13 protein-coding genes are annotated in these 15,080 nt (G+C 74.1%); 1 reads left to right on the top strand and 12 read right to left on the bottom strand.

Annotation, left to right across the window (positions count from 1 at the left end; all coding sequences use genetic code 11):
- The 10 genes from AB0G28_RS44750 to AB0G28_RS44795 all read right to left on the bottom strand — a co-directional run.
- Positions 1–1,064 (bottom strand): HAD-IC family P-type ATPase (locus AB0G28_RS44750; protein WP_361104117.1); only part of this gene is annotated, 1,064 nt, incomplete at its 3' end.
- Between the two features lie 189 nt (positions 1,065–1,253).
- A complete protein-coding gene (locus tag AB0G28_RS44755; RefSeq protein WP_361104120.1) occupies positions 1,254–2,576 on the bottom strand; it encodes a cation:proton antiporter in 1,323 nt (440 codons plus the stop codon).
- 43 nt (positions 2,577–2,619) lie between these two features.
- A complete protein-coding gene (locus AB0G28_RS44760) occupies positions 2,620–3,597 on the bottom strand; it encodes a beta-ketoacyl-ACP synthase III (protein WP_361104122.1) in 978 nt (325 codons plus the stop codon).
- 2 nt (positions 3,598–3,599) lie between these two features.
- Positions 3,600–4,373, bottom strand: coding sequence for an ABC transporter permease (locus tag AB0G28_RS44765; protein WP_361104125.1), 774 nt, complete (start codon positions 4,371–4,373; stop codon positions 3,600–3,602).
- Positions 4,373–5,371 (bottom strand): ATP-binding cassette domain-containing protein, encoded by a 999-nt coding sequence (locus AB0G28_RS44770; RefSeq protein WP_361104128.1) that lies wholly within the window; start codon positions 5,369–5,371, stop codon positions 4,373–4,375. Before AB0G28_RS44770 ends, AB0G28_RS44765 begins: the two co-directional genes overlap by 1 nt.
- A gap of 42 nt (positions 5,372–5,413) precedes the next feature.
- Positions 5,414–5,596 carry a hypothetical protein gene (locus AB0G28_RS44775; RefSeq protein ID WP_361104131.1) on the bottom strand — a complete coding sequence of 61 codons (183 nt, stop codon included), beginning with the start codon at positions 5,594–5,596 and terminating at the stop codon, positions 5,414–5,416.
- The gene (locus tag AB0G28_RS44780) at positions 5,593–7,242 is read right to left on the bottom strand and encodes an FAD-dependent monooxygenase (protein ID WP_361104134.1); all 1,650 of its coding nucleotides are present in this window, start codon (positions 7,240–7,242) and stop codon (positions 5,593–5,595) included. Before AB0G28_RS44780 ends, AB0G28_RS44775 begins: the two co-directional genes overlap by 4 nt.
- 3 nt (positions 7,243–7,245) lie before the next feature.
- Positions 7,246–9,390, bottom strand: a complete 2,145-nt coding sequence (locus AB0G28_RS44785; protein WP_361104137.1) for a polyketide synthase — start codon at positions 9,388–9,390, stop codon at positions 7,246–7,248.
- Positions 9,387–9,656 (bottom strand): acyl carrier protein, encoded by a 270-nt coding sequence (locus AB0G28_RS44790; protein WP_361104140.1) that lies wholly within the window; start codon positions 9,654–9,656, stop codon positions 9,387–9,389. Before AB0G28_RS44790 ends, AB0G28_RS44785 begins: the two co-directional genes overlap by 4 nt.
- A 26-nt stretch (positions 9,657–9,682) precedes the next feature.
- Positions 9,683–11,419: a fatty acyl-AMP ligase gene (locus tag AB0G28_RS44795; RefSeq protein WP_361104142.1), complete on the bottom strand. Its 1,737-nt coding sequence runs from the start codon at positions 11,417–11,419 to the stop codon at positions 9,683–9,685.
- 163 nt (positions 11,420–11,582) lie between these two features.
- Between AB0G28_RS44795 and AB0G28_RS44800 the strand changes: the two genes are divergently transcribed.
- Positions 11,583–13,271, top strand: coding sequence for an acyl-CoA dehydrogenase family protein (locus AB0G28_RS44800; protein ID WP_361104145.1), 1,689 nt, complete (start codon positions 11,583–11,585; stop codon positions 13,269–13,271).
- A gap of 319 nt (positions 13,272–13,590) precedes the next feature.
- Here AB0G28_RS44800 and AB0G28_RS44805 read toward each other — a convergent pair whose 3' ends face one another.
- Positions 13,591–13,857 carry an acyl carrier protein gene (locus tag AB0G28_RS44805; RefSeq protein WP_361104147.1) on the bottom strand — a complete coding sequence of 89 codons (267 nt, stop codon included), beginning with the start codon at positions 13,855–13,857 and terminating at the stop codon, positions 13,591–13,593.
- Positions 13,854–15,074: a ketosynthase chain-length factor gene (locus AB0G28_RS44810; protein ID WP_361104150.1), complete on the bottom strand. Its 1,221-nt coding sequence runs from the start codon at positions 15,072–15,074 to the stop codon at positions 13,854–13,856. The genes AB0G28_RS44805 and AB0G28_RS44810 overlap by 4 nt, the downstream gene beginning before the upstream one ends.
- Positions 15,075–15,080: the final 6 nt, after the last annotated feature.

A 15,080-nucleotide genomic window follows, 5' to 3' on the forward strand; every position in this document is an offset into this window, starting at 1 on the left:
AGCTCGCCCGCGGCCGCGAGGGTGGTCACCGTCATCCGGTTGCGGGTGAGCGTGCCGGTCTTGTCGGTGCAGATCACCGTCGTGCCGCCGAGGGTTTCGACCGCGGGGAGGTGCCGCACGATCGCGCCGCGCCGGGACATCCGCACGACGCCGATGGCCAGGACGATCGCGACCGCGGCCGGCAGCCCTTCGGGGATCGCGCCGACGGCGAGGGCGACCACCGCGGTGAACATCTCCGGCGCCGGCGTGCCCCGCAGGATGCCCAGGACGAACGCCCCGGCCGAGACGGCCACGATCACCAGGCTCAGCTGCCGCGAAAACCGCCCGAGCTTGCGGGTGAGCGGCGTCTCGACGACCTCGGCGGTGGCGACGAGGTGCTGGATGCCGCCCAGCTGGGTCGCGCCGCCGGTCGCGGTGACGAGGCCGCGGGCCCGGCCGCGGGTCACGAGCGTCCCCGAATACGCCGAGCCGGCCCGGTCGGCGACCGGAGCCGACGCCGGCACCGGATCGACGGACTTGACCACCGGCACCGACTCTCCGGTCAACGCGGACTCGTCGACCTCGGCGAGGTGCACCTCGGCCAGCCGGACGTCGGCGGGTACCCGGTCGCCCGCGGCGAGCTCGACGACGTCACCCGGCACCAGCCGGGCCGCGGGCACTCGCCGCGGCACCCCGTCCCGGACGGCCGTCGCCTCTACGGGGACCATTTTGGACAGTGCGTCCAGCGCGCGCTGGGCGCGGGATTCCTGCACGAACCCGACGACGGCGTTCAGCACGACGACCCCGCCGATCACCCCGGCGTCGACGTGGCCGCCGAACACCCACGTGACCACGCCCGCGAGCAGCAGGACGTAGATGAGCGGGTTGTGGAACTGGGCGAGCAGCCGCCGGACCGGCCCGGGCCCGGCGGGCGCGCGCACGATGTTGTCGCCGAAGCGAGCCAACCGCGCTTCGGCCTCTTCGCTGCACAGGCCCCGGGCCGGATCGACGCCGAGCTGCTCGGCGACGGCGGCCACCGGCAACGCGTGGAACTCCGCGGTGCCGGTCACTGTTCCGGAATTCACTGCGCCCCTCCGGGTCTTCGTCGTCGGTTACCCGGGACGCGAGCGCGAACCGACCGCGGCGCACCTCGGCGAAACCTCCGGGCCGTGGTGCGTCCAGCAAACCGCGCCGGGGGCGGGCGCCGCCGCCGTCGAACGCCATCGGAGGCCGGGCCGTCGGTCACCGGCGGCGGGGACCATCGGCTCTGCCGCTCAGTGCTCCGGTGTCAGGGCCGCCGGCGGCCGGTTCACCTGTTCCCGGAGCCTTTCCTCCTGCGTGAGCTCCACGCGCCGCATCGTCAGCCGGAGCAAGGGCGGCGCCATCGTCGACGTGACGATCGCGACCAGCACGATGATCGTGTACATCTCCGGTCCGAGGATGTTCAGCCGCAGCCCGACGGTCGCGATGATCACCTCGATGACGCCCCGGGAGTTCATGCCCGCGCCGAACGCGAGTCCCTCCCAATGCCCGAACCGGCCGAGCCGCGCGCCCGCGTACGCTCCGGCGAACTTGCCCGCGATCGCCGCGGCCAGGATGCCCAGCCCGGTCAGCAGCACCGGGAGCCGCGCCAGTGCCGTGAGGTCCATGCGCAGCCCGGCCGTCGCGAAGAACACCGGGACCAGCACCGCGAGCAGGCCCGACCGCAACGGCTCGACGTGCGCCGGGGACGCCCCGCTGCTCTTGATCGCGATGCCGGTGACGAACGCGCCGAAGGCGGCTTCCAGCCCCAGTGCCTGGGTGCCGGCGGCGCCCAGCAGGACGAGCAGCGCGATCACGGCGACCGGGTGGCCGTCCCGTTCCTTCGGCCGGACCTTGTTCAGCACCAGCCGGATTCCCGGCCGGGCCAGCCAGGCCACCACGAGGACCAGGACGACGTAGGCGATGGACAAGACGACGTCGCCGGGATCGAGCCGTCCGGTCGCCAGCACGGTGACCACCGACAGCATCACCCACCCGGCGATGTCGTCGATCATGGCCGCGCACAGCGTGATCTGCCCGAGGTCGCGGTGCAGCAGGTTCAGGTCCAGCAGCGTCTTCGCCAGCACGGGAATGGCGCTGACCCCCATGGCGACGCCGAGGAACAGGGCGAACGTGAGCCGCTGCGACGCGTGCGGGATCAGCGTCGCGGGCAGCACGTAGCCCGCCGCGATGCCGAGGCCGGCCGGCAGCACGATGCCCGCCACGCTGATCCCGGCCGCCGAGCCGGCGCGGCGGCGGATGAAGCCGAGGTCGATGTGGGTTCCCGTGTAGCCGACGAGGAGGAGCAGCCCGACCTGTCCCACGGCGTCGAGCAGGTGGAACTGGCCCGGCTGGGCCGGGAAGAGCCAGCCGCTCACCGCCGGGGCCAGGTGGTTGAGCACGGACGGGCCGAGCAGGACGCCGGCCGCCAGCTCGCCGACCACCGCCGACATGCCGATCCTGGTGGCCAGCTTGCCGAGCAGCACCGCCAGGCCGAGCAGCGAGCTCAGCTGGAGCAGGAGAACCAGCAGATCGTGGGCGCCGAGCGGAGCCACCGGCGCGCTTGCCCAGGTCATGACCGATTCCCTCCGATGGTTGCCCGACGAGAACTCCTGCGGATCACGGGACCGCGACGACCTGGCCCGAATACGTCATGCCCGCGCCGAAACCGAGCAGCAGGACCAGGTCCCCGCCCGTCACCTCGCCCCGTTCCACCAGCCTCTCCAGGGCCAGCGGGATCGAGGCCGCCGACGTGTTCGCCGTCGTCGTGACGTCGCGGGCGATCGCCACCCCGGCCGGGAGCTCCGCCGCCTTCGCCACTCCCTCGATGATGCGGAGGTTCGCCTGGTGCGGGACGAACCCGCGCAGGTCCGCCGGGGACAGGCCGGCCGCCTTCAGGACCGCCTCGACCACCGCCGGGAGCTCACGCAGCGCCCAGCGGAAGACCTCCGTGCCCTGCATCAGCATCGTCGGCCACGGCGTCTCCGGGCCGTCGCGCAGGTCGAGCCACGACCGGCGGTGCGCGATCAGGTCCGCCAGCGCGCCGTCCGAGCCCCAGACCGTCGGGAAGATCCCCCGCGTCCCGGCCGGGCCCACCACCGCCGCGCCCGCGCCGTCGCCGAAGAGGAACGCCGCCGCCGGGTCGGCGGGGTCGATGATGTCCGTCATCCGCTCCGCGCCGATCACCAGCACGTGGCGGGCGCTGCCGGCGCGCACCATCGAGTCCGCCAGCGCGAGGCCGTAGCCGAAGCCCGAGCACGCGGCCGAGATGTCCAGTGCCGCCGCGCCCGGCGCGCCGATCTCGTGCGCGACGCGGGGTGCCGCCGCCGGGGTCTGGTACAGGTAGGAGATCGACGCCAGCAGCACCACGTCGACCTGCTCCGGGACGATCCCGGCGGCCGCCAACGCCTTCCGGCCCGCCTCCGCCGCCATGCTCAGCACGGTTTCGTCCGCCGCCGCCACGTGCCTGCTGGCGATCCCGGAGCGGCGGCGGATCCAGGCCGAGTCCACGCCGATCCGCGCGCCGATCTCCTCGTTGGCCACCAGGCACCGGGGCCGGTACCCGCCGATGCCCAGCAGCCTGCTTCCGTTCCCCACGGCTACGCGTCGCCCACACGCCGGTAGCGGCGCATCGCCAGCGTCAGGCAGACGGCCACGATGCCCGCGCACCACGCCAGGGCCGGCAGCACGGCGCCGTAGCCGCCGTAGCCGAGGAACAGGCCGCGCAACGCGTTCGCGGTGACCGTGAACGGGCTGTAGGCGGTCCACACCTGCATCCAGCCGGGCAGGCTCTCCATCGGGACGTACGCGCTGCTGGCGAACACCAGCGGGAACGCCACCGCGATCATCGTCATCTGCGCGGCCTCCGGCCCGGCGGCGTAGTGGCCGATCAGCGCGCCGAGCGAGGAGATCGCGAAGCTGAAGGCGACCAGCACGCCCAGGCCGCCCAGCACCGGCAGCACGCCGTTGCCGAACCGGAACCCGATCGCGTACCCGACGACCAGCAGCAGGCACAGCGCGATGAGGTTCCGCACGACGTCGAACAGCAGCCGGCCGACGATGACCGCGCCGCCCGCCATCGGCATCGAGCGGAACCGGTCGGTCATCCCGTTGCGCAGTTCCGCGGCGAACCCGACCGCCGTCGAGCCCGCGCCGAAGCCCATCGCCTGGATGAACACGCCGGGCAGCATGAAGGACTGGTAGTCGAGCCCGGCCACCTTGATCGCGCTGCTGAACACGAAAGCGAACAGCAGCAGGATGATCAGCGGCTGGATCAGGGAGAAGAACAGCATCTGCGGCACCCGCCGGATGCGGGTCAGGTGCCGCTGGGCGATCACCACCGAGTCCTGTGCCGCCCACGCCAGCGTCGTCATCAGCGACGCCCCCTTCCCATGCCGCCGCCCGGCCGCGCCGGAACGGGATCCTTGCCTTCGGCCTTGCGCCCGGTGAGCGCGAGGAACACCTCGTCGAGGGTCGGGGTGCGCAGCGACAGGTCGGTGACGCGCACGCCGTCGGAGTCGAGCAGCCGGACGACGTCGGGCAGCACGGGCGCGCCGTCGGCGACGCTCAGGCTGAGCTTCCCGGTGTCGTCGTCGGCGCGGACGCCCACCGTGTCGAGCACGCCCAGCGCGGCCACCGCCGCGGGCACCAGCGCCCGGTCCGCGACCGTCACCTCGATGCGCTCACCGCCCACTTCGGACTTCAGCTCCTTGGGGGTGCCCGCGGCGACGACCTTGCCGTGCTCGACGATCACGATGTCGTCGGCCAGCTCGTCGGCCTCCTCCAGGTACTGCGTGGTGAGCAGGATGGTCGAGCCGTCGGCCACCAGCTCGCGCACGATGCCCCACAGCTCGATCCGGCTGCGCGGGTCCAGCCCGGTGGTCGGCTCGTCGAGGAAGACCACCGACGGCCGCGTGACGAGCCCGGCCGCGAGGTCGAGCCGGCGCTTCATGCCGCCCGAGTAGGTGCGGGCCGGCCGGTCGGCGGCGGCTTCGAGCCCGAGCCGGGCCAGCAGTTCCCCGGCGCGCTCACGCGCTTCGCGGGCGCGCAGGTGGAACAGCCGGGCGAACATCACCAGGTTCTCGCGGCCGGTCAGCATCGGGTCGACCGCCGCCGCCTGCCCGCAGAGGCCGATCGACCGGCGGACGGCCTCGGCGTCGGTGACGACGTCGTGCCCGGCGACGCGCACTTCGCCGGCGTCGGGAGTGACCAAAGTGGACAGTACGCGGACGAGGGTGGTCTTGCCGGCGCCGTTCGGGCCGAGCACGCCGAGCACCTTGCCGGGCGGGACGCTCACGTCCAGCCCGTCGAGGGCGACGACCTCGCCGTAGCGCTTGACCACCCCGGTGGCTCGGATCGCGTATTCAGACACGGGAACTCACAATCTGCCGAAGTGCTCGCTTACAGTTGGCGTTCAGGACCGCACCAGGCGTTCCTCGAGCTCGGCCCACTGCCGCCGTTCGGCGGGAGTGAGCGGGCGGTCCCGCCCGGGTTCCACCGGATCGAGCAGGCCGGGGTGGACGCCGGAGACGCCCATCCCGAACGTGGTCAGCCCGGTGAGCAGCCACCGGCCCAGCCGGGCCGCGCGGCCGGTCACCGGCGCGCTCCGGCCATCGTCGACCCGCCTCCTCGCACCGCGCTGACCGACCGCTCGCGGCGGCGCAGCAGCCGGTCGAGTACCTCGGTCAGGTCCGGCGCGTCCGGGCCGACGCTGTCGCGCCGCCAGGCGACGATCCCGTCCGGGCGCACCAGCACGGCGCCGTCGTGCTCGGCCGCGTACGCGGTGTGCCAGCGGTCGTCGACGTCGGTCACGTCCCGGCCGACGACGACCGCGCGCACGCCGGGCACGGTGTCCGCCCATCCCGCCGCGCCGGGCCCGGCCAGCAGCGTGAAGCCCGGGCCGAACAGGTCGAGCGTCGAACCGCGGCGGCCGCCCACGGTCAGGACGACGTGCGGCGCCCGGGTGCCGACCTGGCCACGCAGCTCGGCGGGCGGCAGCGCGGCCGGGCCGTCGGCCTCGGCGCCGTCCAGCGCGCCCCGGGCGTAGCGGTGGCCGAACACGACCGCGAAGTAGTCGGCGGGTTCGCCGGCCCCCGGGACCGGGCGACCGCTGCGCGCGGCGAACTGCGCGAGCGCCTGCCCGACGGTGAACTCGACGGCCGGGATCCGTTCGGCCGAATAGCTTTCCAGCAGTCGCGGGCCGGCCGTACCGGAGAGCACCGCCGCCAGCTTCCACGCCAGGTTGTGCGCGTCGAGCACGCCCGTCCCGGCGCCGAACGCGCCCGCGGGCGGCATCAGGTGCGCGGCGTCGCCGACGAGGAACACCCGGCCCCGCTGGAAGGTCTCGGCGACCTGGGCGGCGACGTGGTAGCCGAGCACCTTCGTGCCGTCGGCGAGCTGCGGCAGCAGCCGCACCTCCAGGTCCGGCACCCCGACGGCCGCCCGGATCAGCTCGACGCAGCGGTCTTCGGTGTGCTGCGCGACGGTTTCGCCGCGGTCGGGGCGGTAGGGCGTGCTGAACACCCAGCGGGTGCTGCGGTCGTGCGGCAGCAGGATGGTGCCGACGGCCGGGGTGTCGAGGTGGAAGTACGCCTCGCCGCGCCCGCGCATGGGCTTGCTCAGGTCGGCGTCGAACATCACCGACACGAGGTGGTTGAGCGAGCCGGGGCCGTGCACGCCGATGCCGAGGCTCCGCCGCACGGTGCTCGCGTGGCCGTCGGCCCCGACGAGGTAGTCCGCCTCGACCTCGCGCTCGCGCCCGGTCTCCCGGTCGCGCACCAGCGCGCGGACGCCGTGGGCGTCCTGCTCGAACGAGACGACCTCGGCGTCGAAGCGCACCTGGACCCCGAGTTCGGCGGCGCGGTCGCGCAGCAGCAGCTCGAGGACGTCCTGGTCGATCGGGGCCCAGGCGCACGGGCTGGCCTCGGCGCCGCCGCCGGCGCCCTCCGGCGGGGCGACCTCGCCGCGGCGCAGCTCCTCGCCGGCCACCGTGTGCGCGCGGACGAACGTCGCGCTGCGGGTGTGGGTGAACTGCCGTTCCCGCATGATGGCCCGTTCCAGGCCGGCCTGGCGGTAGAGCTCGACCGTGCGCGGGTTGATCGTGCGGGCGCGGGGGTGCGCGAGCGTGCCCGCCCGCTGCTCGGCCACCAGGACGTCGATGCCCTGGCAGCCGAGGAACACGGCCGTGGACAGGCCGGTGAGACCGCCGCCCGCGACGAGCACCGACGTGCGCTCGGATGTCATTGGTCACTGCCTCCTCAGCGCCGCGTGGGCCCGCGGCTGGTGGTCCTCCCGCGCCGAGAAGCTCAGCGGGAAGCGATGGGCGGAGAACGCGTAGGGCGCCAGCACCGGCCGGGCGGGCCCGCCGCCGAAGACGTCCCAGCGGGGGTCGCAGCCGTGCCGGAAGGCGGCCACCGCGAGCCGTCGCAGCGCGTCCGCCGAAGCGAGGGTGAGGGCTTCGCCGGACGGCGGCGCGTCGAAGGTGCCGGGCCCGGCCGGGGCACCGACGCCGACGACGTGCGTGAGCCGGTCCGGGGTGCCCGCCACCGTGGACGGCACCGCCGTCTCGGCGAAGGCGAGGCGCAGCGACTCGGGCAGGTCGCGGGCGCCGGCGAAGTGCGCCGCGGCGAGGCCGCCGGCCAGCGCGACCGGCCGGACGCCGAGCGCGAGCACGGCCCGGCCGAGCAGGTACTGCGCCACGAACGTGAACTCCGGCGCGGCGGCGGGACGTGGGTGCCGCAGGACGGTGTCGGCCAGCGGCGCGCCCGCCAGCTCGTCGAACTCGGCGCGCAGGACGGCGAAGAGCGGCGACCGCAGGAACTCCGGGTCGACGTCGGCGGTCTCGCCGAACACCAGCGCCATCCGCGGCCGCGCGGGCCGGTCCGGGCCGGGCTCCGCGCGCAGGGCGGCGAGGAGGTCGTCACGGCTGTCCGGAGCGCAGGCGAACCGGCGCCGGAGACCGCCCTTCACGCGGTTGCTCGCCGCGCAGAGCTCGGCCAGCGGCGCGTCCCCCGCCTCGATGTGGCGCGCCTGCCGGAGCATGTTGCGGCGCAACGCTTCCGTGGTGACGGCGGACAACGTGAAGACACCCAGGCCGCCGTCGGCGGCCGGGTCCGTCCGGGGTGCGGACGCGAGCACGACGTGGGCGTTCGTGCCGCCCAGGCCGAACGCGCTCACCCCGCCCCGCGCGCCGGTCTCCGGCAGCGCGGTCGGCTCGTGGGCCAGCCGCAGGCCGCGCTCGGCCAGCTTCAGCTCCGGGTTCTCCGGCAGGCCGCCGATCGTCGCGGGCAGGGTGCCGTGGTACAGGGCCAGTGCCGCCTTGATCAGGCCGGCCACGCCCGCCGCGCCCTCGGTGTGGCCGATGTTGCCCTTCACCGAGCCGAGGACGCACGGGCGCTCGCGCGGCACGCCGTGGACGTCGCCGAGCGCCTTCGCTTCGATCAGGTCCCCCAGCAGCGTGCCGGTGCCGTGGGCCTCGACGAAGTCCACGTCGGTCGCCGTGATGCCCGCCTGGCGGTGGGCGAACTCGATGACGTCGCGCTGGCCGCGGCCCGCGGGCGCGGTGATGCCGTTGCCGCGGCCGCCGTGCGTGACCGCGCTCCCTTCGAGCACGGCGTACACGCGCTGGCCGTCCGCCAGCGCGTCCTCCAGGCGGCGCAGCACGACCAGCCCGACGCCCTCGCCGCGGCCCATCCCGTCCGCGCCGGCCGCGAACGGCTTGCAGCGGCCGTCCGGTGCCGACAGCCCGAGCATCGTGAAGTAGATGCCGTTGATCGGTTCCAGCACGGCGTTCGCGCCGCCCGCGAGCGCGTGGTCGCACTCGCCGAGGCGCAGCGCCGACGCCGCGAGGTGGATCGCGACCAGCGACGACGAGCACGCCGTGTCGACCGCGACGCTCGGCCCGCGCAGGTTGTACTGGTAGGAGATCCGGTTCGCGGCCATGTTGTGCCCGCTGCCCGCGCCGTGCGCCGGCGCGAGGTCGCCGGGCGCGGCCGCCGCGGCCGTCTTCCACAGCCAGTCGTTCGCGGTGACGCCGACGTAGACGCCGGTGGCCGAGGAGGCCAGCGACCGCGGGTCGACGCCGGCGTCCTCGAACGCGTGCCACGAGCACTGCAGCAGCATCCGCTGCTGCGGGTCCATCGCCGCGGCTTCCGCCTCGGACATTGCGAAGAACTCGTGGTCGAAGACGTCCACATCGGACAGGAAGCCGCCGGTGACGTTGTTGATCGTGCCGGGTCTCCCGTCGTCGGCGTAGAACCCGCGGGCCGGCCAGCGCGCGGCCGGCACCCCGGCCACGCCGTCACCCCGGCGGGTCAGCAGGTCCCAGAACGCGTCCTTGCCGTCGGCGCCGGGAAACCGGCAGGCGATGCCGACGACCGCGACCGGGCTCACGGCCGCGGCTCGGCGAGCAGCTTCGCCAGGTACGCGCTCAGCTCGACGACGGTCGGGTAGTCCCAGACGGTCGTCGGGTCGAGCGTCAGCCCGTACTCGTCCTCGATCTCGCCGACCATGGCCGTGAGCGACACCGAGTCCATGCCGTAGGACCCCAGCGGGACGTCGGGGTCGATGTCGCCGGGCTCGCGGTCGAGGTAGTGCGCGATCCGGTCGGTGAGCCAGCCGCACAGTGCCTCGTCGTCCGCAGTCCGCAACGCGTCCATTTCGGGCTCCTTCTCGTCGGTGGGGTTCAGGCAGCGGGCACGGTGTCCGGCCGGAACGCCCGGCGCACCGCGGCGTCGAGGTCCTCGTGCACGGTTTCGAACGCGCCGGCGCGGAACTTCTCCGCGGCCAGCAGGCGTTGCACCTTGCCGCTGGTGGTGCGCGGGATCTGGCCCGGGCGGACGAGGGCGACCGCCGCCACCCGGACGCCGAAGTCGCGGGCGGTCAGCTGGCGGAGCGCGCCCGCCAGCGCCCGCAGGTCCGCTTCGGCGGTGACGCCGCGGACCTCGTGCGCGATCACCACGTCGTCGCCGAGCGCGAAGGCGGCGCCCACGCCCCCGCCGAGCGCGGGGTGCGCGGCGCGGACCGCCCGTTCGATGTCGTAGGGGTAGACGTTGCGGCCGTGCACGATCAGCATTTCCTTGATCCGGCCGGTGACGTACAGCTCACCGTCCACAATGGTCCCGAGGTCGCCGCTGCGGAGATAGCCGCGGTCGCCGTCCGCGGTCGTCGCGCGGAACCGGCGCTCGCTCTCCTCGGGCCGGCCCCAGTAGCCGAGCGCGACGCTGTCGCCGCGGATCCACAGCTCGCCGATCCGCCCGTCCGGCAGCACCTCGGCGGTCTTCGGGTCGGTGACGACGACCTCGATGCCGGTCACGATCCCGCTGCTGACCAGCGTTCGGGAGTGCCCGTCGGCCAGCTCGCCGCGTTCGAGCGCGTCGGCGTCGACCCGCCGGACGACGTGCCGCCGGTCGCGGCGGTCGCCGGTGACGAACAGGGTCGTCTCCGCCATGCCGTAGCACGGGTAGACCGCCTCGGCGGCGAACCCGGCCGGGGCGAACCGGTCGGCGAAGGCGGCGAGCGTCTCGGCCGAGATCGGCTCGGAGCCGTTCATCGCCGCCGTCCACGAGTCGAGGTCGAGGCTCGCGACCTGCTCGTCGGTGACCTTCCGCACGCACATCTCGTAGGCGAAGTTGGGCGCCACGCTCAGGTCGGCGCGGTACTCGTCGATGGCGCGCAGCCAGCGCAGCGGGCGCTTCAGGAACGTGACCGGGGAGAGGAAGACGGCCCAGCCGCCACAGAAGAACGTGTGCAGGACGGCGCCGACCAGGCCCATGTCGTGGTAGAAGGGCAGCCAGCCGCAGAACCGCGTCTGGCGGCCGCTGCCGAGGCTCCGCTGGATCAGCGCGCAGTTGGCGAGCAGGTTCCCGTGGGAGACCATGACACCCTTCGGGTCGCTGGTCGAGCCCGAGGTGTACTGCAGCACGGCCAGGTCCTGCCGGCGCAGCACCGGTTCGGTCCAGGTCGCCGCGTCCCCGGGCAGCTCGCCGTCGGTCGCCACGCACGTGACCCCCGTGACGCCGGCCGCGCGGAGACTCTCCTCGATCAACGGCAGCCCGGCCGAGTCGGTCAGCACCACGGACGCGGCGGCGTCGGCGAGGATGTGCGCGAGCCGCAGGCCCTGGATCCGGTTGGCGTCGGGGACCGGCGCGGGCACGGCCACCGCGCCGGCGTAGAAGCAGCCGAACAGCGCCGGGATGAACCCGAGGCCCGGCGGGTAGAGCAGCAGCACCCGCTCTCCCGCGGCGGTGCCGCCGAGCAGGTCCCGCAGCGTGACCGCGATCGACCGGGCCGCCCGGTCGATCCCGTCGCACGTCAGCGTCTCGGTCGTCTCGTCGCGCAGGAAGCGGAACGCTTCGCGATCGCCGTCGCGCCGGGCGCGCAGGCGCGCCAGTTCCACGAGGCTCTCGAAGTTCTCGGGCACGGGTTCTCCCCTCGGTCACTCTGCTGCTCACCGACGCTAGGCGCGGCGGATAGCACAGTGCTCTCGGACCGCTAGTCGCGGGTTTTTCCCTGTGCCACAGGTATTTCTGCCGGACCCGGTGGCGGCTAGCCTCGGGGGAAACGACCTCAGGGGTGAATGCGACGTGACAAACGCACGAGAACGAGCACTGCCGGTCGCCCTGCACGCCGCGGCCGATCTGGAACGGGCCCTGGGCGACCCGTTCGACCCGGCGGCTCCGGTGTCCTTCGCCGAGCTGGTCGCCCTCGACCGCCGCGGCGAGATGCCGTTCGCGGTGATGGACCGGTTGCGGGAACTCGGTTTTCCCCGGTACATCGTGCCGGCGGCGGACGGCGGCAGCCTCGGCTCCTTCGAGGAGCTGTTCGCGCTCTGCCGGGTCGTCGCGCGGCGCGACCTGCGGCCCGCGGTGTCCTACGGCACCACCATGCTCGGCTCGAACCCGGTGTGGATGTGGGGCGACGCCGGGCAGCGCGCCTGGCTGGCCGAGCGGATCCTCGGCGGCGGGCTCGGGTCGTTCGCGATGTCGGAGGCCGACCACGGCAGCGACCTCGGCGGCTGCGAGGTGTCCGTTTCGGACGGGCTGCTGACCGGCGTCAAGTGGCCGATCGGCAACGCCGTGCGCGGCGGGTTCCTGACCGTGTACGCCCGGACGTCGCCGCGCGAGTTCTCCCTGCTGCTGCTGGACAAGTCCCGGCTGGACCCGGCGTGCTGGCGCAACGAGCCCGCGGTCGGCACCCTCGGCCTGCGCGGGCACGACCTCAGCGGCATCGCCTTCGACGGCTGCCCGGTGCCGCCGGGCGCGCTGCTCGGGCGGGCGGGCACCGGGGTCGCCAAGACGCTGAAGACGTTGCAGCTGACCCGGACGCTGATCGCGTCGCTGTCGCTGGGCTCGCTCGACACCGCGCTGCGCCTGACCCTGGCGCACTGCCTCGGCCGCCGGCTGTACGGCCAGTCCGTCGACCGGCTGCCGGTGGTGCGCGACCTGCTGGTGAAGGCCTACCTGGACCTGCTGGTCGGCGAGTGCGTCGCGGTCCCGGTCACCCGGTCGATCACCCTCGCGCCGAGCCGGCTGAGCCTGTGGTCGTCGGTGGTGAAGTACCTGGTGCCGGTGCTCGCCGAGGAGTCGATCGCGAACCTGGCGACCGTGCTGTCCGCCCGGCACTACCTCGACCACGGGCCGCTCGCGCCGGTCTTCCAGAAGCTGCAGCGCGACCACGCCATCGCGGGGATCTTCGAGGGCACCACGCACGTGAACCTCGCGGCGATCGCGAGCCAGCTCCCGCTGGTGGTCGCCGGCCTGGCGGACACCGCCGACGAGACCCTGGTGGCGCGGTTGTTCACGCCGGACACCGAGGCACCGGCCTGGCGGCCGGCCCAGGACCGGCTGGAGCTGACGACGGAAGGCCGTGACGAGATCACCGCGGGCTGGGACGCGGCCGTGGCCACGGCCCGCACCTTCGGCGACCCCGACCTGGCGGTTGTCCTGTCTATTGTGGACGGCTACCGGACGGCGCTTCACCGCGAGGTGGCCGCGACCCTGCCGGGCCCGGCCGGGCAGCAGCACGCACCGGTCCGGGCGTTCACGCTGGCGCGCACGCACAGCCTCCTGCACGCGGCGGCGAGCTGCCTGCACACGTACCTGGCCGGCGGCGCCGAAGGCGACTGGCTGGTGCCGTGCCTGTGGCGGATCGTCCAGCGCTTCGACCCGTCGGCCGACCTCCCGGAGGCCCACACGGCGGCGGCCGAACGGCTGATGATGGCCCAGTTCGAGGGAAACCTGCTCTTCTCCCTGACCCCGCTCCCCCTGGGCTGACACACCGCGCTCCCCGCTGTTGTGTCACGAATGACTCATTCGGGACCTCGCACGCCGCTGTTGGCGAATTCGCGGCAGCAGCACCTGGTGAAAGCCGTGATGGCCTCCTTACCGGCCATAAGAGCCGGTAAGGAGGCCTTCACGGACAACGGCCTCTCATCGCGAGAGCGCTCCTCCACGACCCGGCGGCTTGGTATCTCGAACAAGCCAACAGCACCCTCGGAGGTTCCGAATGAGTTATTCGCGACGCTGGAATTCCGCGCGCCGGAACGGCGAAGGCCACCTCCGCGGTTCGCGGAGGTGGCCTTCGGGGTCGGGGTCAGGCGGCCCGGCTCAGGACCGACAGGTGCTTCGCCAGCTCGCTGATGCTCGGGTAGTCGAACAGCAGGACCACCGGGATCTTCAGGCCGATCTCCGCGCCCGCCGTGTTGGCCGCGCGCAGGCCGGCCACCGAGTCGAGGCCGAGGTCGGCGAACGCCGCGTCCGGGTCGGGCGGGCCCTCCGACTCCAGTTCGACGGCGATCGCCCGGCTCAGCGCGTCCTGGATGGTTTCGCGGTCGAGCACGGGCTGGGGGTTGTCGGTCATCGGGCACCTCCGGATCGGTGGCCGCCGCGCAGGACGAGGGCCGAGTTGAATCCGCCGTGTCCCCGGGCGAGGACCAGCGCGGTGGCCAGCTCCGCCTCGCGCGGCTGGTCCCGCACGAGGTCGAGCCGGTAGCCGGGAACGGGGTCGCCGACCCCGATCGTCGGCGGGATGACGTTGTCGCGCAACGCAAGCAGCGCGGCCGCCAGGTCGAGCGACGCGCCCGCGTACGCCCGGCCGGTCATCGTCTTGGGCGCGGTGACCGGGACCCCCTCCGGACCGAACACCTCGGCCAGCGCGGCCGCCTCCCGGCGGTCGAGGTCCGGGACGCCCGCGGCGTCGGCGAAGACGACGTCGACGTCGTCCGGCCCGATCCCGGCGTCGGCGAGCGCGCCGCGGATCGCCGTGGCCAGGGTCGGCGGGCGCGTGGACCACGGCGGCGGGTCGAAGCTCGACGCGTGGCCCGCGATCTCGCCGTAGGACCGGGCGCCGCGTGCTTCGGCGGCGTCGGCCGGCTCGACGATGATCATCGCGCCGCCCTCGCCGGGCAGGAAGCCGCTCGCCGCGGCGTCGAACGGGCGGTAGGTGCCGTCGGTGCTGATGTCGGTCCGGACCACCTGGGTGACCCAGCCGTACGGGCACAGCGCCGAGTCGGTGCCGCCGCTGACCACCAGCGCGGCGCCGTCGCCGATCACCCGCCGGGCGGCGGCGACGGCGTCGATCGCGCCCGCCTGCTCGGCGGCGACCACCGACGACGGCCCGCGCATCCCGTGCCGGATCGAGACCTGGCCGGTGGTGGCCGCGTAGAACCACGCGATCGACTGGTAGGCGCCGACCCACTGCGGGCCCTTGCTCCACAGCCGTTCGATCTCCCGCTGGCCGAAGTCCGACCCGCCGGACGAGCTCGCGGTCACCACGCCCATCTCGTACTCGCCGAAGTCGGCCGGGTCGGCGCCGGCGTCGTCGAGGCCGAGCCGGGTGGCCGCCAGCGCCAGGTGGGTCCACCGGTCGGTCTGCGGCAGCAGCCGGCCCGGCAGGTGCGCGGCCGCGTCGAACCCGGTGATCTCCCCGGCGCGCCGCACCGGGTAGCCCGCCGTGTCGAACAGCGTGACCGCGCCGATCCCGCTCTCCCCGGCGAGCGTCGCCCGCCAGTACTCTTCGACCCCGGTCCCGTTGGGCGCGAAGACCCCCAGTCCGGTCACCACGGCCGTCCGGCCCATCACGGC

The organism is Amycolatopsis sp. NPDC021455 (genome assembly GCF_040640995.1).
Taxonomy (GTDB): Bacteria; Actinomycetota; Actinomycetes; order Mycobacteriales; family Pseudonocardiaceae; genus Amycolatopsis.